This window comes from Ruegeria sp. AN6, from assembly GCF_056540425.1.
The window spans coordinates 64,541-86,708 of record NZ_JBQFWR010000005.1; the positions used below are offsets into that span (position 1 = coordinate 64,541).

Here is a 22,168-nt window from a genome sequence, read left to right on the forward strand (position 1 = left end):
GTCCATTTTGCAAAGCTAGATGATAAATACGAGTTACCAGGGTAAATCTTATGAGTGAGTTAAACCGCCGCGAGCTTATTCGCATCGCAGAAGACATGAATGGGATGAGCAATGACGAAACACGTCATTTCATCTCACGCATTGTTGACGATCTGTCGAACCTCAAGCCTTCGATCGCTTTCGTAGGCCAGATCAAGGCTGGCAAGTCTCGCTTGATCAATGGTTTCACCGGGCAGGCGGAATATCTACCCTCAGACGTGAACCCTTGGACAACTGTGATCACCGACATGCATTTCGGCCATCCATCCGGCAGGAAATCGGGTGCCGAGTTTCACTTCTTCGACAATCGCCAATGGCAAGCTCTGATCGCTGAAGGCGAAGAGCTGCGCAATATGTTCCCGGACGAGGAAGACAGCTATAAACGCGAGATGATCGAAGAGCAGGTTGAGGCCATGAAAACCCGCGCCAAGCTGCGTCTTGGTGATAGCTACAAACACTTGTTGGGCCAGCATCACGATCTCGATGAACTAACATCAGATGATCTGGCACGTTATGTTTGTGCCGGAGATGACCCAACGGATGAAGGGGAACATGACCCCGGTTCGGACCGAGGTCTTTATAGCGATATCACCCGCAAGGCCGAAGTCTATTTTGACATCGGCCATTTCCCGTATCCGGTAACCGTTACCGATACACCGGGTGTCAATGACCCGCTGCTGATCCGCGAGGAAATTTCGCGCCAATACCTCAAGGAATCAGATTTCTTTGTGGTGGTGCTTTCGGCGCATCAGGCGTTGTCGCGCGCGGATCTGAAATTGTTCCGTTTGATGCAAGCGCTAGAGCTTGGTCAGATTGTGGTTTTCATCAACCGTGTCGATGAATTGGGCGGCGGTGCTGAGGATGCCACGAAGGTGCGCGCTGATGTGTTGGACGGGCTTGAGAATGCTTTAGGTAATTCGGATATCGATGTCCTGATGGGCAGCGCCCAATGGGCGCATTACGCTCTGACCGGTGATGAAACCGGCATTGACCACGATCAGATACTCGCTTGGCTTCGGGCTCATCCTGAGCAGATGAAGCAATACCTGGATGGCGTCGAAGAGATCAAGCAAGGCCCCGGCCCTATCAGCCGCGAAGGCGTATTACGTTTTGCCGCAATGATCGCGTCGGGCCTGCCCGATTTGCGCCGCCATGTGACTAAAGCTCTGACGGAAGGCCCGCGCCAGGAACAACTCAATATGGCTTGGCAGCACCTCAACAGCTTTGCCCAGGGTGAGCTTGAGCGCAGCAACGCGAGGCTCCGTGCGATTGAGGAGCAGGACGGGCCTGACACGGCAAATGTTGAAGAAAATAACAAGACACTTACAGATCTGCGCGCGTTGATCGCAGAGAAATCCCGGGCGATCACCAACGACATGGATGACGTGCTGGCCAATCTGCGCGGCGTAATGGACGATACGGTTGCCGAGGCCGTTTCGATTGTCGTACGTGGCCCCGATGGCCAATCCCCTCTGTTGACCAAAGACGGTGATACCGAGTTGAATTTCACACCGCTGCGTGAGCGGATGCGAGAGCTTGTTCAAGGCGCGACTCAGGTGGTGCGTCAACGCATGCTTAGTGAGCTCTATGCGATCGACATGCAAAGCAATGCTGCCCTGCGTGCCCTGCCTGGTTGGCAGGAGCCGGTGGACAATCGCATGAATACAAGCGCGGTGCGTTGGTTCAGACCAGACACCAGTGCATTGACGCGGGGTATTACGGTCGAACTGCGTGTGACATGGCTATCGCGACTGATTTCGCGCCGTAGCGTTCTGAACCGGGCGGAAAGAATGATCGTACAGGAATTCGAGATGATTGGTGACGATCTGGTGGATACCGCCAGAATCGATCTGATCGAGCGCATGCAAACGGTGCTGGATCACTATTTGGCACTACTTGCCGGACATCTGGAACATCGCGCCGGAACCGACGATACAAATGCCCGTGCCGACGCTCAACGTGCGGTTGACCAGGCCCGCCGCATCAGCGATGAACTGGGTGCGGTACATGGAACCGCACCCGTGGACACTCGACAGGCAGAGGCCGCAGAATGATTGAATTCCCCGGAACCGAGAAGGAAGTGCGCCAGTTAGAGCGTTTCCTGACCGCTACTGAAAACGCCCCTTCGTCGGTTGAGCTGGACGATATGCGTTCCCGCGCCTTGGCTCATGCCGAGCGGCTTTCGAACGCGGTGTCAATCGGTTTTGCCGGGGAATTTGGCGCCGGGAAGTCCAGCCTTGCGAACATGCTTGCAGGTGCTGACATTCTGCCCACCGGGCCGCAGCATCTGAAACTGCCGCTGGTTATCGTCGCTTACGCCGATACTCCTGAAACCACCGTTGGTTGGTGGGACAAGGAACCCAAGGTCTACTCAGGGATTGCGCTGGAAAAAGCCGCAGCTGACGAACCTGATTTCATCTCGGTCGGGTTGAACACCCCGGCCCTACAAGAGATCTCGCTATTCGACCTGCCCGGTGCCGGTGCTTTGGATGATACATACAAGCAGACACTGGGATTGCTGGAGTATGTGGACTGCGCCATTTGGTGTACCAACGGAACCAACGCCTGGCGCGAAACTGAACGGCATTTGTGGGCGCAGGTGCCACAGAAGCTGCGCGATAACAGCTTGTTGGCCGTAACCCACGCCGACTTGCCTCCGGTTCGGGATTCACTGGATCGGGTTGTTGCCCGACTGAATAAAGAAAAAGGTGATCTGTTCCGTGCGGTTGTACCCATTGGCACGCCGGTTGCCGTGCGTGCAATGGAGCAGGAACCCGAGCCTGACTTTGATCTTTGGGAGATCTGCGGCGGCCAAAATTTGGCCGAACAAGTGTTAAGCGTGGCGTCTGACCATCGACGCCATGATCTTGAAGCAGCTCAGAAGGACTTGGTCGAAGAATTTCTGCCTTATCTGGAAGAGCTCACGGGGGTTGAAGAAGAAGGTGACGCTAAGGCTGACGGTATTGCGGTCCAATCAAGCTTAGAAACCGCCCTGCCCCCTCTGGATAATCCAATTCTCGAAGATTGGCTTGCAGCCATAGCCAGTATCTACAACGACCTGCGTGAAAGCTCGGATATCGAGCCTGCGGCCTTTCTGCAAAGTTGTCAGGAAATTGTTGAGGATTTTGCCGAGAGGTTGGAATCCGGATCCGAAATCGACCCCGAGGCTGATTGGATTCCGGCTGAGTTCGAAAAGGCAACCGACCTGCTGTTGCTACTACAATTCGAGAGTGGCGATGCACCTCTCAAAGACGCGATCAGCATCCTTGCACAGCTTAGCGATAACCTTGCATGGGCCGGCAGCTCGGTCGCGTCTGCCCCTCCGAAAACCGGAACGTGAGTTTTTCCCGCAATAATTGAGCCGCAACGCAGCGATTCGAAAGGATCGGAATCACCGCGCTATTGTTTCGATTTCGTGGACCAAGCGCGGTTTTTGAAGTTATAGAATCCGATTAGCTCACCTTAGGAATACACTATATTGTATGCAAAGTGTTGAAAGTTACTATATGTGCGATTTCTGGATTTTTGATCCTTAGTGAAGCCATCAGGTGGCCCAAATAAAGTCAAATTTGAAACGTCTAACCGTCTAAAGTGTCCTGCGGTTGTGTTTGGTTGTGAGTTCGCGGGCTAAAGCCCTGGTTATCTAAGCCGCAAAAAACGAGTAGAATGGGCGGGAAGAAATGAGCCACAACCAGGCTGTCGGCACAACGCACGACGAACCTCAGATCGAAGGATTGCAGCCAGGCGCGAAGCTGCTGCGCGGTCAGTATGAAATACTCCGTTTTCTAAGCAACGGTGGATTTGGTATAACCTATCTCGCACGCGATAGTCTGGATCGCGATGTTGTCATCAAGGAATGCTATCCTGGCGCACTTTGTCAGCGGAATGGTGATCTGGTCGAAGCCGCCAATCCCGACCACAAGGATGATCTCCGCGCCATTATCGATCTGTTTATTCAGGAAGCGCGCAACCATGCGCGGCTAGTCCACCCAAACATTGTCGACGTGCATCAGGTGTTTGAAGACAACAACACCGCCTATATCGCTATGGACCTGATCCGTGGCTGCGATCTGTTGGACTATGTCGAATATCCTGACAACAAAAGCGGGCCTGATTTCATCGTTCAGGTCACCGAAAAGATGCTTTCTGCGGTGTCGTTCATTCACCAAAGCGGCATGTTGCATCGCGACATATCGCCGGACAATATCCTGATTGACGAAAATGGCGAGCCGGTTCTGATCGACTTTGGCGCAGCACGCGAACAGGCAGCGAACAAATCGGCGGCCCTGTTGACGTTGCGCGTGATCAAGGATGGGTATTCACCACACGAATTTTACGTGCGTGGGGCGGAACAAGGGCCTAGCAGTGATCTTTATGTGCTTGCTGCAACCCTTTATCACGCGATTAGTGGCGAGCGGCCGATTGATGGTCAGACACGTCTGAACGCATTCAACAACGGACAAGACGACCCATACATCCCGCTAGCCGGACGTTTCAAAGGCTATCCCGATGGATTCCTTGAGGCGATTGATAAGGCGATGGAGGTTCACACCCCTGACCGCTTGCAAACCGCGTTGGACTGGTTGCGCATGTTCCGTGGTCCCGGGGTGATGTTCGACAGTTTCGCCTACCGCCCGGTCTCAGTCATCGTCGGCATGGATCGTAAAGACGAGCAGGCCGAAAAAGAACGGATCAAAGCGGAAAGCGAGAATGCCGAAGCTGTTGTGACTGCCTTGCTTGCAGGGAATTCTGATCTGGCGCTTGGCAATGAGGAAAAATCCGAAGACGATCTCGCAAAATTTGCACCCAAAGACGAAGCCGTCGCAGCAGTAGATACCGTTATCAAAAGCGGTTCAGGTGGCAGCGGTAAGGTAATAGCAGGTGCCGTTGTCGTCGCGGCGGCGTTGGCAGCCGGTGGGTACTTCATGTTGTCAAGTGATCAGCCGACACTAGAGGCAACTCAGGTAACACCGGACTCCATCGAGGCAACGCCGGAGCCGATCGAGCAGGCCGCAGTTTCCCAGACCGAACCGCAACAGGTTGAAACTATCTCGGTCACAGAGCCTGAGGTCGTAGCGGCAGACCCAGAAGATGCACAGGCAGAACCGGTTGTCGAAACAGAAACCAAACAGGAAGATCCTGTCGAGCAAACACAAGTGGCATCAGAGGTGCCCGCTGCAGTAGATGCGGAACCTGCTACCTCAGCTGAATCCGAAGAGGCAGCGGTACAGACAGCACTGAACGATGAGACCACTTCAGAACCGGTGACTCTGGCGGAAAATCAAGTGGCCTTTGGACATTGGGATATTGAAGTACCCTTTGATATCTCCAAACGTCGCAGTGCGACAGGCAGTGTCATTGCGATCAATGATGTCGACGCGAACCTGGACACGGCTGTCATCGGCGACTGGGTGAAGCGTGGAACCACGATCTTTAGGCTCAACAGCGAGCCGATCCGCCCGGACGCAACTCTGGTTTCACAGGTTCTGGATAATTTCTCGGTCGATCCGGACGGGTATATCCGTGTTGCGGCGCGCTATCGTGAACTGGGTCAGACGCGTGCACAAAACGGGCTTTTGGCACTGCCTGCTCACCGAATGTTTGGATTGCAGAACGGATACACTTTCAAAGCCCATCATGCAGGTGACGCGGGGTGGCAAACCGTTGTCGCCTCTGTCCCGGAGAACGGCGTGGGGGGCTTACAAAAAGGTGATGTTGTTCTGCGTGAAGCGCAGACAGGTACGGCACTCGACCAGCCAGAAAGCCTTGATGACGTTCTCGCTGTTCTTGCTTCCGACAATCAGCCCCAGGCGCGCTTGATCATACTGCGCAATGGCGGAGAAGGCACTGCGGTTATGCAGCTAACGCAGGAGTAATTGAACCGGTTTATGTGAAAATCGCCAGGTTGTGTACTGGGGGCGGCATCTCCATCGTCGCCCCGTCGGGAGCCGGCCCGTCGCGAAGTAAGAGTTTCCCTGTTTCTTATTCAATAGTGCCTCTGCCCTTTTAGGCAGCGGTTAGTAGCCATCCTGCGGGCTGATCCCCGCAACAGAAAACAAAGAAGGTGTCGTCACCATGTTTAAATACAAAAGCCCTCTTAGCCGGCTTCTCGAGGGTGCCGGCAAACCGAAAGAAGATGAAGCGGTAGAAGCAGACGTAGTACAGGACGAAAAGCCTGAGCCAATTGCCGACTTCAACGCGCTGCGCGCTGCACTGGCTGGTGGCAACGTGAGCTCAGACAACTATGAAGAATCTGACGAATTGATCCCGGAAGAGCCTATGCCGGAGTTCGAAGAAGATCAGATCGTTGAAGAAATTGTGGAAGAAGAAGCGTCTGACTTGCAGGAAGCTGAAGACGAAGACGAGCAAATCGTGACGCTTCATCTCAGCACTGAGGATGAAGCCGAGGACGACAAGACACTCGCCGCCGTCGCGGAAATTGCGACTGCGGAGCCTGAGGAAGCCTTTGAAACCCAAGCTGAGATAGAAGCAATTCCGGAGCCTGAGCCCGCACCCGAACCGGAGGCTGTCTCGGTTGTAGAAGTGACTGAACCTGAAGCGCCAGCCGCGCCTTCAGAAGACCGGCGTTCGCGTGTGAAGACCACTTTCCTGGGCTTTGAACGGGCAGACACGCATGTTCAGGACTTGATGGAAATATCCGAACCTGTCGCAAAAGCCGAGGCCGTGCAACAAACTTTCCCTGTCGGATGGTTGGTTGTAACCGCCGGTCCGGGCCGAGGTGCCGCAATCACATTAACCGAAGGGTTGATGCAGATCGGCCGGAACGATGATCAAGCTATTCAGCTGGATTTCGGAGATACCGGAATCTCGCGCAGCAACCATGCTGTTATCGCCTATGATCCTGAGGATCGGAAATGTTATCTGGGTCATGGCGGCAAGGCCAATCTGGTCCGTCTGAATGGCAAACCCGTGCTGAGCACCATTGCCCTGTCAAACGGAGACTCTATCCGCATCAGCGAGACATCGATCCGTTTCATGGCCTTCTGCGATGATGGCTTTGACTGGCGGGATGCCGATTAATGCTGGCGACCCCTGCATATGATATTGCCCTGATCCTCGACCAGGGTCAGCGCGACTCGCAGGAAGACGCGATTGCCGCACGGGTCTCTGATACGGCGGATGCAGGATATGTCGTCGTTGCCGATGGTATGGGTGGCCATGATGCGGGTGAAGTTGCCTCGCAGCTGATAATTTCTGCCTGGCGCGACGCGATGGATGCCCAGTTGGATGAGCCTGACCTTGTTCAGAGCGCACTGCTCGACGCTCTGCCGATGGCCGCAATGCAGGCTAACGCCGCAATCGCCAGCCATGGCGAAGAGAACAAGGTCAACTTGGGCTCTACCCTTCTGGGCATGCTGATGTTGGAACAGCGGATCTTTTGGATTTCGATCGGCGATAGCCCCTTGTATCTGTTTCGCGATGATACCCTGTCACAGATCAACGAGGACCACTCGATGGCCCCGATGATCGATGCACAGATCGCGCAGGGTCTGCTCAGCGCAAAAGAGGCGCAGATGCATCCGGATCGCAACCAGCTGACCTCGGTCATCATGGGCGCTGCAATCCCGAAGGTTGATTGCCCGGAACAGCCTTTAGATCTGGTGCCGGCAGATATTCTGATCCTTGGCAGTGATGGACTGCAATATCTCGATAACACCGAGATCGAGACTTTGCTGCGTACTCATAATCAATCTCCGGCTCGCGATATCGCCGACGCGCTTCTTCAGGCGCTGAAGGCCAAAGCAGACCCGGATCAGGACAACATTTCAATCGCCGTGGTTAAACCGGCACAGACATGAACCAGGCAGAGAAACAGGAAAAAATGAGAAACCATCTTATCATATCCGGCCTCGCTCTAGCAGCCGCAACAGGGACGGCTTCAGCGCAAGAGGCGTGTTTAACCTACGAGATCCAACGCGGCGATAGCCTACGGGAGTTGGCGATCGCGGTGTATGCGACCGAAGACTATCGGCCAATATACGATGCAAACCGCGATGTAATTGGCTCGAACCCAAATATCATTCGTGTTGGAGATATTTTGACATTTCCTTGTCTGGAGGATTTGGGGCGCGAAGCTCTGGTTCCTGATACCGAGGCTGGTCGTATAGCGGCGGAAATGGCGGCGGAATTGGTTAAAGCAGCGGAAGAGCGCGCCGAAAAAGCCATTGCCTCAGCAGAGGCACGCGTGGCTGCTGCTGAGGCAGAAGCGCAAAAAGCAAGCGAAGATGCGGTAGTTGCTGCAAAAGCGGCGGCTTTGGAAGAAATCGAAGCCGCTCGTGCCGAAGGTGCAGCGCTGATCCGGGACGCAAAGGGTGGCGAGCGCCCGGAAGTTCGTGACCGTCAGGTCTTGATGATCACAGGTGGCAACTATGCTCCGTTCACGGACGAGGCTTTGCCAAATCGTGGGCTTTATACGAACCTCGTGGAAACAGCGATGCTGCGAGCCGCGCCCGAACAACCGTATAAAATTCAGTTTGTGAATGACTGGTCTTCGCATCTCGATCTTCTGATGCCAACGCTTGCCTTTGATGCCACATTCCCTTGGTCGCGTCCAAATTGCGAAGCAGCAGATGGTCTGTCTGAAAAGGACCGTACTCGGTGCGAAACCTATAACTTCTCGAACCCGTTCTACGAAGTTGTAGATACCTTCTTTGCGAAGGGCGGGTCGGGTTACGAACAGACTTTGACCTATTCGGATTTCGCTGGCGCCACGATCTGTCGGCCAGAAGGCTGGTCGCTGTCACATATGGATGCGGTCGGTCTCTATGAGCCGGCAGTCACCCTGATGCGGCCGGTATCGCCGGATGATTGTTTCCATGCGGTCATGGATGGCACCGCCGATATTGTAGCAATTGAAGCCCACTTGGCGGTCGAGGCAATCGGACGGCTCGGCTATGAGCATCAGATCATTGAAAACCCCAACCTGGCGGCAATCAAGTCGCTTAACGTCATGACCCACAAAGATAATCCAGATGGGGAAGCCGTCCTTGAGACGCTCAACCAGGGTCTGGCGATCATGCAGCAATCTGGCGAGTGGCGCGACATCGTATCAACCGCACTGCGCTATCAAATGGAAAATGGCTAAGGCCCCCGAAGGCCTGACAAAACAAAAGTCTGGAGGAAGTGGACATGTTTAACAAGAAACTGAAGAAAGCAGTACTGTCGGCAACAGCCCTCACCGCCCTGAGCGCAGGCGCAGCTGCCGCACAAGAGGCCTGCTCTAACTATACCGTTCAGGATGGTGACACACTGGCAACCATTGCCATCGCCGCCTATGGCACCTCGAACTATCAGCCGATATTCAACGCCAACCGCAACGCGATCACCAATCCAGGTTCGCTTGAAAATGGCTTGGTTCTGGCTTTGCCCTGTGAGGATGGCAGCCTGCCAAACGGCCAGAGCGCGCAAGAACTGATTGCTGCCGAAGAAAAGCGTGCAGCGAGTGTCAAACGCTCGAACGTTTATGCACCGCCGATCAAGATGGTTGCAGGTAACGGTTGGGAGCCGTTCACGACTGAAGCCCTGAACGGTGGCGGCATCATGACCCGCCTGGCTACAACAAGCCTCCAGCGTGCAGGCAACAGCCGCGACTTCTCGGTCAGCTTTGTAGATGACTGGAGTTCGCATCTGGACACACTGTTGCCATTGGGTGCGTTTGATATTTCGATCGCGTGGACCGTACCGGATTGTACCAACCGCTCTTATGAGTGGTCTGCAGAGACCGAAGCCCGCTGCACCCAATTTGTCGCTTCTGTTCCGGTATATGACATCGTCGGCGGCTTCTTCACTTTGCCTGAAAGCGAGTACGCAAAGGCAACGGATTTTTCAGACCTTGAGGGATCAACCATTTGCCGTATGGCAGGCTGGAGCATGGTTGTACTGGAAGAACAAGGTCTGAACCGCGAGAATACAACTGTTGTTCAGCCCAATTCGGCCCGAGATTGCCTTGATGCGGTATTGACCGGAACCGCAGATGTGGCCGCGTTCGAGGTCGACCTGTTTGCATCGACAATGAAAGACATGGGTTTGACTTCGGCTGACATCGTTGAAAACCCGTATGTATCCACTCTGTCGTCGATGAGTTTCCTCGCACATCGCACCAACCCGTTCGCACGCGAATACATTGCGATGATGAACAAGGGTCTGATTGAGATGCGTGAATCCGGCGAATGGTATGCGATTATCTCGGACACGCTGCGCGAACAGAACGAAAAGCTTAACGCGGCATCCAACTAATCCCTCGGTCGATACGACCATTTTTGGGCCGGTCTTATGACCGGCCTTTTTTTATCAGATCATTACTGACGAAAGAGAGTAGTAGAGCACAAGAACCACAAGGCGAAGAATCACGGGTCGAAAACAGTGTATTGGGATTAAAGCGCAGACATAAGGTTAACAAAAAACACTTTTTGCTAATAAAAAGCAGCTTCCTACGGGAATCCCCCAATATTCAGCGCGAGTAATAAGCGTAGGATTAACTCAACTGCACCGGTGAGGCGAAAGCCCCACCACTCACTCAGAAAAGGGCTGGCTATGGGGGTCGGCCCTTTTCTTATTCTGGAAACAAAAAAACCGGCCCGCAATGGGGCCGGTAGATTTTTTGGGCATCGGTGCCTGAACCGCGCTCAGTCAATAAGCGCGTTCAACGTCGCACTTGGCCGCATTACGGCTGCCGCTTTGGCGGGATCAGTGTGATAATAACCACCCAAATCCGCAGGCGCGCCTTGGGCTGCTGCCAGCTCTGCCAGAATCTGTTCTTCCTTGTCTGCCAGCTCTTTTGCAAGCGGTCCAAACTCGGCGGCAAGATCAGCATCATCGGATTGCGCTGCCAGAGCCTCGGCCCAGTAGCGGGCGAACCAATAGTGGCTATCACGGTTGTCCGGCTGACCAACCTTACGACTGGGCGACTTGTTGTTGTCCAGAATACCCTGTGTCGCCGCTTCGGCAGCCGCACCCAAAACGCCTGCTTTGGTGTTGCCCTTACTGTCTGCCAGGAAGTTCAGAGACTCTCCGAGCGCACAGAACTCACCCATGGAGTCCCAGCGCAGGTGGTTTTCTTCGACCAACTGCTGCACGTGCTTCGGAGCCGAACCGCCCGCGCCGGTCTCAAACAGACCACCGCCATTCATCAATTTAACAATCGACAGCATCTTGGCTGACGTACCGAGCTCCAGAATTGGGAACAGATCGGTCAGGTAGTCCCGCAACACATTACCGGTGATGGCGATGCTGTCTTTGCCTGCCGTGATGGTCTCCAACGACTGGCGGGTTGCCTCGCGCGGGGCCATGATTAGGAACTTGTCGGCCACGCCTGCGGCCTCAAGCGCCGGTTTAACGTATTTGATTAGCTCGGCGTCATGGGCGCGGTTGGCATCTAGCCAGAAGATGGCCTCGGAACCAGTCAGGCGCTGACGGTCCATCGCCAGTTGGATCCAGTTCTCGATCGGAGCTTTCTTGACGGTACAGGCGCGCCAGATGTCACCCTTTTCAATTGCATGCTCATGCAGCGTTTCGCCATTGGCCAGCATGATACGGATGGTTCCATCTGCGGGTGCTTCGAACGTCGTCGGGTGCGATCCGTATTCCTCGGCTTTCTGCGCCATCAGTCCAACGTTGGCGACGGCACCAGCGGTGGCTGGGTTCAATGCGCCATTGGATTTGAAAAATTTGATGGCCTCATCATACACCGGTGCATAGCAACGGTCAGGGATCACGCAGTTGGTATCGCCCTTGGCACCAGCTTCGTCCCAACCTTTGCCGCCTGCGCGGATCACGGCGGGCATCGACGCGTCAATGATCACATCTGACGGGACGTGCAGGTTGGTGATGCCGCGATCAGAGTCCACCATGTACATCGAGGGGCGATCTCCTTTGATCGCGTCGATTGCGGCGACGATTTCTGCGTTGCCCTGAACCCGTTCAAGCAGATCACCGAGCCCTGAGTTCGGATTTACGCCCAACGCATCCAGTTCTGCGCCGAATTTCTCGAATACTGGCGCCAGCCAAGCTTTGACAGCATAACCAAAGATGATTGGGTCACTGACCTTCATCATTGTCGCCTTCATGTGCAGCGAGAACATGGTGGCGTCTTTCTTGGTGTCTTCGATGGCATCTGCAAGGAAGGAGGACAGAGCCTTGACCGACATAAAAGTTGCATCCGCCACGGTACCTTCAGCCAGCGGCCAACCGTCTTTCAGAACTGTTACCCCGCCGTCTTTACCGACGAATTCAATCTTTGCATCGCCAGCCTGCGCCGCCGTGATAGTTGCCGATTTCTCGTTGGCGTAAAAGTCGTCGCCTGACATCGACGAAACTTTGGTCTTGCTGTCAGCGCTCCATTCCCCCATCGAATGCGGGTTTTTCTGAGCATAATTCTTTACGGCACGTGCAGCACGGCGGTCGCTGTTGCCTTCCCGTAGCACAGGGTTCACAGCTGATCCTTTGATGGCGTCATACCGCGCGCGGATTGCCTTTTCTTCATCTGTCGAAGGCTCTTCAGGGTAGTTCGGAATGTTGTAGCCCTGCGATTGCAGCTCTTCGATGGCAGCCACCAATTGCGGTACCGAGGCCGAAATGTTCGGCAGTTTGATCACATTTGCATCTGGAGTTTTCACCAACTCACCCAATGCAGCTAGGTCATCGGTGATGCGTTGTTCGTCTGTCAGGTTCTCGGGGAAGGTCGCGATAATACGCCCGGCAAGCGAAATGTCTTTGGTTCCAACGCTGACACCAGCGGCTGATGCAAACTTGCGGATGATGGGCAGGAACGAGGCGCTCGCCAGTTCAGGCGCTTCGTCTACAATGGTATACAATACGTCGAAGTTCGATTTTTCTGCCATATTCCCTTACCTTTTTTAAGCCTTTCAGGGGCGTGCGATCCAAGAGTATGTGCCGCTGTAGTTTTGGCACCGAGCCGTAAGGGGACACGTCGGCCCCACGGGTGACTCTGATTTGACAGGGCCTCCAATAAATGAGGATTGGCTTAGGATCAATCGAATACAGAGGCGCAAATTGACACGGGCCTTAATACCTTTTGCTGATGCCTAGTTTTCACCCATCTGGGAAACGGATTTCAAACTGCGTACCTCTATCGGAAGGGATCAGCGCAATATGCCCGCCATGCGCGCTCATCAGATTAGCGACGATAGTCAATCCCATACCGGTCCCTCCCCGTTCGCGGGCTGTGGTGAAGAACGGATTGAAGATATGATCCCGGTTCCAATCGGATATGCCAGGTCCATCATCCTGAATTATCAACCGTTCGGCTTCCGCCGTCAGGGCCACCCGCCCTGCCCCGTGTCGGCGGGCATTGTCTAACAGTTGGTTCAACACAATCCACAGACCAGAAGAGGCAAGAGGAAAGGTCCGCTCGCACCCTTCAACGCTGATATCCAGTTCGGGAAATGACGTACGCATTTTGTGAGCAAGTCCAGCAATCGTGGATGTTCCATGGTGTTCAGGCACCCTTGCCTGGGCAACACGATTCAAGGCGGCAAGCTGCATTTGCATTTGATCGCTTGCGCCCAGTATCTGGTGTAACAATGTGCGATCCTGATCTGTAAGTGCATCGGCCTCCGTCAATAACTCGCCTGCAGCGCGGATTGCTGTGACCGGGGTTTTCAACTCATGTGTGACGTGATCTGCAAACACACGGATCGAAGCTTCGCGCCGTTGTAAAGTATCTGCCATACTCAGCACTGAACCGGCGAGGCGAGACAGCTCCTGCGTTCCAAAGTGATCGGGTGGCTCGGCCGGCTGACCCTGTTCCACCGCGCTTGAATAAGAAGCGAGCGCCGAAATCGGTCGGAGTAATAGCCGGACCATAAGATACCCAAGCACTCCGGTCGCGCAGCCGATCAGGACCGCCAGAAGACCTGCAGCATTGCGAAACCCGATTTCAGGTCCAAGGTAGCGCAAAGCGATCAGACCCAGCAGAGACAAAACGAGCGTACCTGCCAGACCTCCGCCAAGAACAAATCCCAATGAAGGACGCCACTTGCGCCTTAACCCGGCCATGTGCCCATCCGTAACCCGATTCCGTGCACGGTTTCGATAGCCCCGATCCAACCTTGATCCCCAAGCTTGCGGCGAAGATTCCTTAGATGACTGTCCAGTGTTCGGTCGGCTACGGCGCTACCTGCGCCATAGATCGCATCGATCAATTGAGGGCGCGAGACTATAGCCTCGGGTGTTTGCATCAATCGGCGCAGGATTGACAACTCGGTTGCGGTCAACGCAAGCATAGATCCATCAACCCAAACCGAATGGCCGGAAACATCCAACTCTATAGGGCCATGCCGAAGAAACGTGGTCGAGCCTTCTGTGGTACTGCGTTTGAGGATGGCTTTGATCCGCGCTACCAATTCGCGCGGGCTGAAAGGTTTGGTGACGTAGTCGTCGGCCCCCAGTTCAAGACCCAGAATTCGGTCTATCTCATCATCGCGTGCGGTCAGGAACAGGATCGGTACGTCAGAACGCGCCCGCAGGCGACGACAGACCTCAAGTCCGTCAAGCTCGGGCAAGCCGACGTCCAGCACAACCAGATCAGGCGCTTCCCGTATCGCATGGGTCAGCGCCATCTGACCGTCTCGCGCTGTGACCGTCTGATAGCCTGCCCGCTCGAGCGTGATCGAAACCAACTCGCGCAGGCGCGGATCATCATCCACGACGAGGATTTTCATCAACCTTCTCCGGCAATGTTTCGGCGTTCAGATTATGGATCACCCGATCTGCGCGAAAGCCCCAATTCCTCCAATTGTCGATGACCGGAGGGGTTGCGCAATCCCGCAGTCGGCTGTCTTTCATCAATTCGGCCGCAGCCATATGATTGAGCTGGCATGCGTAGTAGAAATCAAACCGAACCGGATGCTCAATATTCCAGCGGGCAATCAATGCGGCGAAATTTACAAAACAGCACGCATAGAGCACGATAGTCCCCAAAGCTGTTGATCGGACCATTAGCCACCGGTTCGATTTGCCTTTCAGAATTTGCCAACCGGTCAGGCTCAATCCCACTACAACAAGCACCATCCAGATCGCAGCGTGAACCCGTAGGTAGGTCAACCCGTAGGATTCCACATATAGCGACAAGCGCATCATGGAAGAGATCACCAGCAGCACGTTCTGCGCAAGCCATAACATCATCCATCTTGTCAGCCCTGACCTCTCGTTCAAAAAAGGCCGTGCAACCAGCGCAAACGCACCTGCAAGCAAGGCCGTTGCCAGCAACGGATAGGCGCCGCGATGCGCATATTCCGCATAGCTCATCCCTTTGGGAAGTTCCGTGCTACCCCACAGATACACGACATCCATACCGGTTTGGATCGCCAGAAGCATGTTGAATGTGATCAGTGCGTTGGCAACAGACTGTGCGTTCACGCCAAACGCCGGAAAGCCACGCCTCTGCTTGGGTCCTAACCGCGGGGATAGCAATTCTGGTTGTCGGACAACCGCGAGGACCGGCCAGATGAGTATTGCGACTCCGAACCAAAACAACAGTCGATCGAGGCGCAGATCAAAACGCCATATCCGATCACTCCATTCCGATAAGACTGGATTGGCTGATATTATCAGAGAGGCCAGAACCAAAGCCCCACCAACAGGAAAGCTCCACTCACGCAAAATGCGATGCGCTATCCTTTGGTCCTTAGATACAGAATGACTGTGTTGAGCCGCCTCAATCCCTTGTCTGATCGACAGCAAAGGATATTGGGACAGAAACCGGCGCACCGAGGTCCCCTGACATTGCCCCGACACGGCCCAACATAGCGCCACGGTCGATCCGCCCAGCAAGAAGGCCAAGGACAAGGCCTGAACATATTCCACGACCGGCAATATGCTGAGGACCAAAAGCACCGCCGGTCCCGTCATACCAGTACGGCGGCCCAGCAAAACCCAAACAACTCCGGCAACCGCGAGCGTATAGGCCGCTAAAGAAATTCCGGGCGCATGTTCGAAAAACAATACATCCGCCAATGCAACCAGAATGACCAATCCGATGGTGGCATCGCGATTACCTGGTCCCGTTGTGCCATCTTCTTTGCTCGGATTCTTGTCAGCGGCGTCAAACCACCAACTATCCTGTAAAACTGACGCAGGAACACCGCGTACGATGAACTGTCCCATATTACTGCTCCTTGTTTATGCTGGCCCTATTTGGCCCGCTTGGGTGCAGATCACCGCGCAGCGGTCGTGCAGATTTCGTGCAGAGACGGTTTTTCCCAGATCAAGGTCTCTTTCCCTTGCACCTTTAGCTGGCTAAGACGGTTTTCCAACCGTAAGTCAGGAGGCCCCTTTGGACCGTATCGCCCGCACTATCGCCACTGAAATCAACGCACGTCCGGAACAAGTTGGGGCCGCCGTTCGATTGTTGGACGAAGGTGCGACCGTGCCATTTGTCGCCCGCTATCGGAAGGAAGTGACGGGTGGCTTGGACGATACACAACTGCGCACTCTGTCCGACCGCTTAGCTTATCTGCGCGAGCTTGAGGCCCGACGCGAAACAATTCTGGCCTCGATCAAAGATCAGGGGAAACTGACGGATAATTTGGTGAAATCGATTGTCCAGGCCGAGACCAAGGCGCAACTCGAAGACATTTATCTTCCCTACAAGCCCAAGCGTCGGACCAAGGCGATGATTGCCCGTGAGAATGGCTTGGAACCACTGGCCGATGCCATTCTGACTGACCGTTTAGCGGAGCCAGAGGGCTTGGCCGAGAAGTATCTGAATGAGGTCATTCCCACGGCCAGAGACGCCCTGAATGGCGCACGTGACATCATCACGGAACGACTGACCGAGAACGCTGTACTGTTGGGAGAACTGCGCAACTTCATGCAACGCGAAGCGCTGCTGAGTGCGAAAGTCGTCGAGGGAAAAGAACAGGAGGGCGCCAAGTTCAGTGATTACTTCGATCACTCGGAGCTTTGGTCCAAGACCCCATCGCATCGGGCGCTCGCAATGTTGCGTGCCTCAAAGGAAGGTATCGTAACACTCGATATCGCGCCGGAACCCGAGGCAGGGGCTGCACGGGCCGAGGCCATGGTGGCGGCACATCTGAACACACGAAGTGACGCGCCAGGGGACAAGTGGCTGCGTAAGGTTGCGGGTTGGACATGGCGGGTCAAGCTGTCGCTGTCGATGATGGTCGAGTTGATGGCTGACCTGCGCAGCCGCGCGCAGGACGAGGCAATCCAGGTGTTTTCGCGCAACCTCAAAGACCTGTTGTTTGCAGCTCCGGCAGGTGCACGCCCGACGCTGGGGTTGGATCCCGGCATACGCACTGGCGTCAAGGCAGCCGTAGTGGATGCAACCGGCAAGGTGGTTGCAACGGATACACTCTATCCTTTTCAGCCCAAGAACGACCTGCGAGGTGCGCAAGCTGCGATCCTGAAACTCATCGCCGCCCATAAGATCGAGCTTATTGCCATTGGCAACGGCACAGCCAGCCGCGAGACCGAACGTTTGGTGGCAGACACGTTGTCGCTGTTGCCCAACACGGTTAAAGCGCCCACCAAGGTCGTTGTGTCCGAAGCCGGAGCTTCAGTCTACTCCGCCTCCGAACTTGCTGCGCGTGAATTTCCTGATCTTGACGTTTCGCTGCGTGGGGCGGTTTCGATCGCACGCCGCCTGCAAGACCCGCTGGCCGAACTGGTCAAGATTGAGCCAAAAAGCATCGGGGTTGGTCAGTACCAGCATGATGTCGATCAGCACCGTTTGTCGCAATCGCTGGAATCAGTGATCGAAGATGTGGTGAACGCAGTGGGTGTGGACCTAAACACTGCATCGGCACCCCTTCTATCACATGTATCAGGTCTTGGTCCGGGTTTGGCTGATGCGATCGTAACCCACAGGGACATCCACGGTGCCTTCGCGTCTCGTCAGGATTTGCTGAAGGTGGCCCGCCTTGGCCCACGCGCCTTTGAACAATGCGCAGGTTTCTTGCGTATCCGGGATGGATCAGAACCTCTGGATGCGTCTTCGGTTCACCCCGAAGCCTATGATGTCGCGCGCCGGGTGGTCGTGGCCTGCGGTCGGGATATTCGCCAGATCATGGGGCATGACGGTGCCTTGAAAGGCCTGCGCGCCGAACAGTTTGTGAACGACAATTTCGGTTTACCCACGGTGCGAGACATATTCACCGAACTTGAAAAGCCAGGCCGAGACCCCCGGCCAAGTTTCAAAACCGCATCCTTTACCGATGGTGTTGAAGAGATCACAGACCTGAAACCTGGCATGGTTTTAGAAGGTACCGTTACCAATGTGGCCGCCTTCGGCGCATTTGTTGACATCGGTGTGCATCAGGACGGGTTGGTTCATGTCAGCCAACTGGCCGATCGGTTCGTAAAAGATCCGCATGAAGTGGTTAAGACAGGGCAGGTTGTCAAAGTCAGGGTGGTTGAGGTCGACGTACCTCGTAAACGCATTGGGTTGTCCATGCGCAAGGATGGTGCAGCTTCTGCCCGTGAGGACAATGCGCTTCGTAGCAAGGGCAAACCCGCGCGACCAGTCAAACCGGGGGAACAGCGGCGCGGACATGGGGGCCAGAGCACCCAGAACGGTGCTTTTGGTGACGCCCTCAGAGACGCCTTCAGCAAACGTTAGGTTGCGGCCCCTGCACAAGCCAACTAGGCGGCGTGTTCCTCACGGCATACCAGTCACCTGATCCCCGGCAGAGCCAAGGACAAAACGGGGGGCTAACATTCGGGTGTTGCAACTCGGGCGATGATCTGGATGATGCTGATCCATGATGGCCGACAAGTTCGGCCAACCGCATGAAAATGCGGTCACAACAAAAAATGGGGAGACGACTTATGTCATTCAAAACTCTGATGCTTGCCGCCAGCGCAACAGCGATGATCGCGGCGGGTGCTTCGGCGGAAACGCTGCGTTGGGCGCGTGCCGGTGATGCACTGACGCTGGACCCGCACGCGCAGAACGAGGGTCCAACTTCGGCCATGGCGCACCAGATCATGGAAACTCTGGTGATGCGTGATCATTCCGGTGCACTAGTACCCTCTCTGGCAACTGAATGGGCGCCGTCCGAAGACAACCCGAACGTCTGGGTATTTAAACTGCGCGAAGGCGTCACGTTTCACGATGGGGCCGAGTTTGACAGCGATGACGTTGTATTCTCGCTAAACCGCGCCATGACGCCGGATTCCGATTACAAGGAACTGCTTGCTTCAGTGAAAGAGGTGCGTGCACCCGACAAGTTCACGGTTGAAATCGAAACTGATGGCCCAAACCCGATCATGCCCAACAACCTGACCAACATGTTCATGATGGACAAGGATTGGGCTGAGGCAAACAATGCCGTCAAGGTGCAGGACTATGAAGGCGGTGAGGATACCTTCGCAGCTAAGAACGCCAATGGCACCGGACCTTACAAGCTGGTCAGCCGCGAACCGGACGTGAAAACCGTTCTGACTGCCAACGAGAACTACTGGGGCAAGGATGAATTCCCGCTTCAAGTGACCGAGATCGTCTACACCCCAATCCAGAATGCCGCGACCCGCGTCGCTGCCTTGTTGTCAGGTGAAGTGGATTTCATTCAGGACGTACCGGTGCAGGATCTTGAGCGTGTCGCCGGAACCGATGGTCTGGATGTACGGACAGCACCACAGAACCGGGTGATCTTCTTTGGTATGAACATGGGTGACGCCGATCTGACCTCGGACAACGTGGATGGTAAAAATCCGCTGGCTGATGTCCGGGTTCGTCAGGCGATGTCGAAAGCGATCAATCGTGATGCGATCAAACAGGTCGTGATGCGTGGCCAGTCTGCTCCTGCAGGCATGATCTCACCCCCGTTTGTTAATGGTTGGGACGCAGATATGGACGCGTCTTCGTCAACCGATATCGAAGGGGCCAAGGCGCTGATGGCCGAAGCGGGCTATCCTGATGGATTCTCGCTGACCCTGAACTGCCCGAATGATCGCTACATCAATGATGAGGCAATCTGTCAGGCTGCGGTCGGCATGCTGGCCCAGATCGGGGTCACCGTGAACCTAGACGCCAAACCGAAGGCGCAGCATTTCCCGCTGATCAACAATCTGGAGACAGACTTCTACATGCTGGGTTGGGGTGTTCCGACATATGACTCGGAATACATCTTCAACTTCTTGGTGCACTCGAAGGGTGAGAAGTATGGCTCTTGGAACGGCACGCGGTACTCCAACCCTGATTTGGATGCCAAGATCGTGGCCCTAGCCTCGGAAACCGATCTGCCCGCGCGCGATCAGCAGATCGGAGACATCTGGCAGGTTGTTCAGGACGAGCAGCTGTATATCCCGATCCACCACCAGGTATTGAACTGGGGTATGAAATCGGGTGTCGGCACCATCGTTGAACCGGAAGATTCACCGAAGATCAAATACTTCGAGATGAACTAAACCATCCATTTGGATGTTGATCAGGGCGCGTTTTCGCGCCCTGTTCTTGTTTGTGCCGCAGGTAATGGGACTGTGATCTCAAACCGAGAGTGTCTTTACGTGGTGGCCAAAAAGCTGGATTGTTATCAGCGATAACAGGGAGTTTTCGCCATGATCTTCAGAAAAAGTGCCATTGGCCTGGCCATGTTGCTTGCCAGCACCGCACAGGCCGCCGATTTCAAATGGGCCTCGACCACCGATCCGCAGACGATGGACCCCCATGCGGTTAACTCAGCCCCCGTACTTGGGTTCCTGAACAACGTTTACGAAGGTCTGGTCCGTCGCGGCAAGGACATGAGCGTCGAGCCCGCACTGGCCGTCAGCTGGGAGCCGATTGGAGATGGTGAAGGTTGGCGGTTTAAGCTGCGTGAAGGCGTAACATTCCACGATGGCAGCAACTTTGACGCACAGGATGTCCTGTTCAGCTATCAACGCGCATCAGGCGAAGCGGCAGATACCCGCAGTTGGTTCGCCCCTGTCAGTGATGTCGTCGTGGTCGATGACTACACCGTCGATATCATGACGACTGCACCGAACCCTCTGTTTCCGTCTTCGATTGCCAACTGGATGATCATGGATCAGGGCTGGACCGAAGCCAACGACGCGGTGGTGCCCGATAAAGAGACCGGCAACCACGCAACTATCAATGCCAATGGCACCGGGGCATTCAAAGTCACCGAGCGTGAGCCAGGCCTCAAAACTGTGCTGGAACCATTTGAGGGTTGGTGGGGAGATGTCGAACACAACATCACCCGTGCTGAATTTAATCCGATCCAGAACCCGGCGACTGCCGTTGCAGCTTTGCTTTCGGGTGACGTGGACATGATCAACCCTGTACCAATTCAGGACGTCGCTCGGCTGCAGCAGAACGCAGAGGTTGATGTCATTCAGGGCATCGAAGCACGTGTGATCATGCTGGGTTTCGACCACCAAGCCGAAGCCCTGAAATACACCGACGATGCAGGCAAGCCTAACCCGTTCCGTGATGCACGCGTGCGTCAGGCAGTTGCACAAGCCGTCAATGTGGATGCCATTCTGGCCACGATCATGCGAGGCAATGCCGAACCCGCCTCACAACTCGTCAGCCCGGCGATGAGTGGATTTTCCGACGCCAATGCGGAACGTCCAGCGTTTGATGTAGAAGCTGCGAAGGCCCTGCTTGCCGAAGCAGGCTATGCAGATGGATTCTCGTTTGGCCTGAAATGTCCGAACGACCGCTATCTGAATGATGAGGCCGTCTGTCAGGCAGTTGTTGGCATGCTTGCGCAAATTGGCATAACGGCCGAGTTGGATGCAATGCCAGTGCGGAACTACTGGCCGGAGCTGCGTGAGGACAATTATGACATGTATCTTCTGGGTTGGAGCCCCGGTACATTTGACGCTGAACATCCGGTCCGCTTCCTCGTCGCCACTCCAAACGAAGAGAAAAAGCTGGGCAGCTGGAACTTCGGTGGATTTTCGAATGCGCGGGTCGATGAACTGTTACCGATGATCCAATCCGAACTGGATCAGACCAAGCGACAAGCCATGCTGGATGAGGTGACGCAGATTTATCAGGACGAACAGGTTTACGTACCGATGTATGTTCAACCGCTGGTCTGGGGCACGCGCAGCAATGTCGAGCTGACACAGCGCCCGGACAACTTTTTCCTTCTGCGCTGGGTGACGGTGAACTGAG

General features: G+C 55.0%; 14 protein-coding genes. 10 read left to right on the forward strand and 4 right to left on the reverse strand.

The features are described 5' to 3' along the window. The first annotated feature begins 50 nt into the window (after positions 1 to 50). The 7 genes from ACR0MQ_RS10195 (at position 51) to ACR0MQ_RS10225 (ending at position 10,296) form a co-directional block, all read left to right on the forward strand. Positions 51 to 2,093, forward strand: coding sequence for a dynamin family protein (locus ACR0MQ_RS10195; RefSeq protein WP_170703407.1), 2,043 nt, complete (start codon positions 51 to 53; stop codon positions 2,091 to 2,093). Then, complete coding sequence (locus ACR0MQ_RS10200; RefSeq protein WP_480607864.1) at positions 2,090 to 3,379, forward strand: dynamin family protein; 1,290 nt, start codon at positions 2,090 to 2,092, stop codon at positions 3,377 to 3,379. The genes ACR0MQ_RS10195 and ACR0MQ_RS10200 overlap by 4 nt, the downstream gene beginning before the upstream one ends. 340 nt (positions 3,380 to 3,719) lie before the next feature. Continuing rightward, entirely contained in the window at positions 3,720 to 5,915 is a 2,196-nt protein-coding gene (locus tag ACR0MQ_RS10205; protein ID WP_170774229.1) for a serine/threonine protein kinase, read from the forward strand. A 199-nt stretch (positions 5,916 to 6,114) separates the two neighbouring features. Continuing rightward, positions 6,115 to 7,080 (forward strand): FHA domain-containing protein, encoded by a 966-nt coding sequence (locus ACR0MQ_RS10210; RefSeq protein ID WP_170774231.1) that lies wholly within the window; start codon positions 6,115 to 6,117, stop codon positions 7,078 to 7,080. After that, a complete protein-coding gene (locus tag ACR0MQ_RS10215; RefSeq protein ID WP_170544189.1) occupies positions 7,080 to 7,859 on the forward strand; it encodes a PP2C family protein-serine/threonine phosphatase in 780 nt (259 codons plus the stop codon). Before ACR0MQ_RS10210 ends, ACR0MQ_RS10215 begins: the two co-directional genes overlap by 1 nt. A 23-nt stretch (positions 7,860 to 7,882) precedes the next feature. Then, positions 7,883 to 9,145, forward strand: a complete 1,263-nt coding sequence (locus ACR0MQ_RS10220) for a type 2 periplasmic-binding domain-containing protein (RefSeq protein ID WP_480607867.1) — start codon at positions 7,883 to 7,885, stop codon at positions 9,143 to 9,145. A gap of 44 nt (positions 9,146 to 9,189) precedes the next feature. Continuing rightward, positions 9,190 to 10,296 carry a transporter substrate-binding domain-containing protein gene (locus ACR0MQ_RS10225; protein WP_170475001.1) on the forward strand — a complete coding sequence of 369 codons (1,107 nt, stop codon included), beginning with the start codon at positions 9,190 to 9,192 and terminating at the stop codon, positions 10,294 to 10,296. A gap of 389 nt (positions 10,297 to 10,685) precedes the next feature. Here the strand turns inward: ACR0MQ_RS10225 and ACR0MQ_RS10230 are convergent, their stop codons facing one another. The 4 genes from ACR0MQ_RS10230 to ACR0MQ_RS10245 form a co-directional block, all read right to left on the reverse strand. Beyond that, positions 10,686 to 12,899 (reverse strand): NADP-dependent isocitrate dehydrogenase, encoded by a 2,214-nt coding sequence (locus tag ACR0MQ_RS10230; protein ID WP_480607870.1) that lies wholly within the window; start codon positions 12,897 to 12,899, stop codon positions 10,686 to 10,688. Between the two features lie 211 nt (positions 12,900 to 13,110). Continuing rightward, positions 13,111 to 14,076, reverse strand: a complete 966-nt coding sequence (locus tag ACR0MQ_RS10235; RefSeq protein WP_170777035.1) for a sensor histidine kinase — start codon at positions 14,074 to 14,076, stop codon at positions 13,111 to 13,113. Beyond that, positions 14,064 to 14,741, reverse strand: coding sequence for a response regulator transcription factor (locus ACR0MQ_RS10240; RefSeq protein WP_480607873.1), 678 nt, complete (start codon positions 14,739 to 14,741; stop codon positions 14,064 to 14,066). Before ACR0MQ_RS10240 ends, ACR0MQ_RS10235 begins: the two co-directional genes overlap by 13 nt. After that, the gene (locus ACR0MQ_RS10245; RefSeq protein ID WP_480607876.1) at positions 14,719 to 16,185 is read right to left on the reverse strand and encodes a DUF4153 domain-containing protein; all 1,467 of its coding nucleotides are present in this window, start codon (positions 16,183 to 16,185) and stop codon (positions 14,719 to 14,721) included. The genes ACR0MQ_RS10240 and ACR0MQ_RS10245 overlap by 23 nt, the downstream gene beginning before the upstream one ends. Before the next feature lie 169 nt (positions 16,186 to 16,354). Between ACR0MQ_RS10245 and ACR0MQ_RS10250 the strand changes: the two genes are divergently transcribed. The 3 genes from ACR0MQ_RS10250 (at position 16,355) to ACR0MQ_RS10260 (ending at position 22,167) form a co-directional block, all read left to right on the forward strand. Then, complete coding sequence (locus ACR0MQ_RS10250) at positions 16,355 to 18,661, forward strand: Tex family protein (RefSeq protein ID WP_170774242.1); 2,307 nt, start codon at positions 16,355 to 16,357, stop codon at positions 18,659 to 18,661. Positions 18,662 to 18,870: 209 nt separating this feature from the next. Beyond that, the gene (locus tag ACR0MQ_RS10255; RefSeq protein ID WP_010441423.1) at positions 18,871 to 20,451 is read left to right on the forward strand and encodes an ABC transporter substrate-binding protein; all 1,581 of its coding nucleotides are present in this window, start codon (positions 18,871 to 18,873) and stop codon (positions 20,449 to 20,451) included. A 150-nt stretch (positions 20,452 to 20,601) separates the two neighbouring features. Then, a complete protein-coding gene (locus tag ACR0MQ_RS10260) occupies positions 20,602 to 22,167 on the forward strand; it encodes an ABC transporter substrate-binding protein (RefSeq protein ID WP_480607879.1) in 1,566 nt (521 codons plus the stop codon). The last annotated feature ends 1 nt before the right edge of the window (position 22,168 follow it).

Bases quoted from the DNA above. Each gene is read 5' to 3' on its own strand.
- ACR0MQ_RS10210 (WP_170774231.1), top strand. From the start codon at position 6,115: ATGTTTAAATACAAAAGCCCTCTTAGCCGGCTTCTCGAGGGTGCCGGC.
- ACR0MQ_RS10200 (WP_480607864.1), top strand. From the start codon at position 2,090: ATGATTGAATTCCCCGGAACCGAGAAGGAAGTGCGCCAGTTAGAGCGT.
- ACR0MQ_RS10215 (WP_170544189.1), top strand. From the start codon at position 7,080: ATGCTGGCGACCCCTGCATATGATATTGCCCTGATCCTCGACCAGGGT.
- ACR0MQ_RS10260 (WP_480607879.1), top strand. From the start codon at position 20,602: ATGATCTTCAGAAAAAGTGCCATTGGCCTGGCCATGTTGCTTGCCAGC.
- ACR0MQ_RS10255 (WP_010441423.1), top strand. From the start codon at position 18,871: ATGTCATTCAAAACTCTGATGCTTGCCGCCAGCGCAACAGCGATGATC.
- ACR0MQ_RS10225 (WP_170475001.1), top strand. From the start codon at position 9,190: ATGTTTAACAAGAAACTGAAGAAAGCAGTACTGTCGGCAACAGCCCTC.
- ACR0MQ_RS10240 (WP_480607873.1), bottom strand. From the start codon at position 14,741: ATGAAAATCCTCGTCGTGGATGATGATCCGCGCCTGCGCGAGTTGGTT.
- ACR0MQ_RS10195 (WP_170703407.1), top strand. From the start codon at position 51: ATGAGTGAGTTAAACCGCCGCGAGCTTATTCGCATCGCAGAAGACATG.
- ACR0MQ_RS10220 (WP_480607867.1), top strand. From the start codon at position 7,883: ATGAGAAACCATCTTATCATATCCGGCCTCGCTCTAGCAGCCGCAACA.
- ACR0MQ_RS10235 (WP_170777035.1), bottom strand. From the start codon at position 14,076: ATGGCCGGGTTAAGGCGCAAGTGGCGTCCTTCATTGGGATTTGTTCTT.
- ACR0MQ_RS10205 (WP_170774229.1), top strand. From the start codon at position 3,720: ATGAGCCACAACCAGGCTGTCGGCACAACGCACGACGAACCTCAGATC.
- ACR0MQ_RS10245 (WP_480607876.1), bottom strand. From the start codon at position 16,185: ATGGGACAGTTCATCGTACGCGGTGTTCCTGCGTCAGTTTTACAGGAT.
- ACR0MQ_RS10230 (WP_480607870.1), bottom strand. From the start codon at position 12,899: ATGGCAGAAAAATCGAACTTCGACGTATTGTATACCATTGTAGACGAA.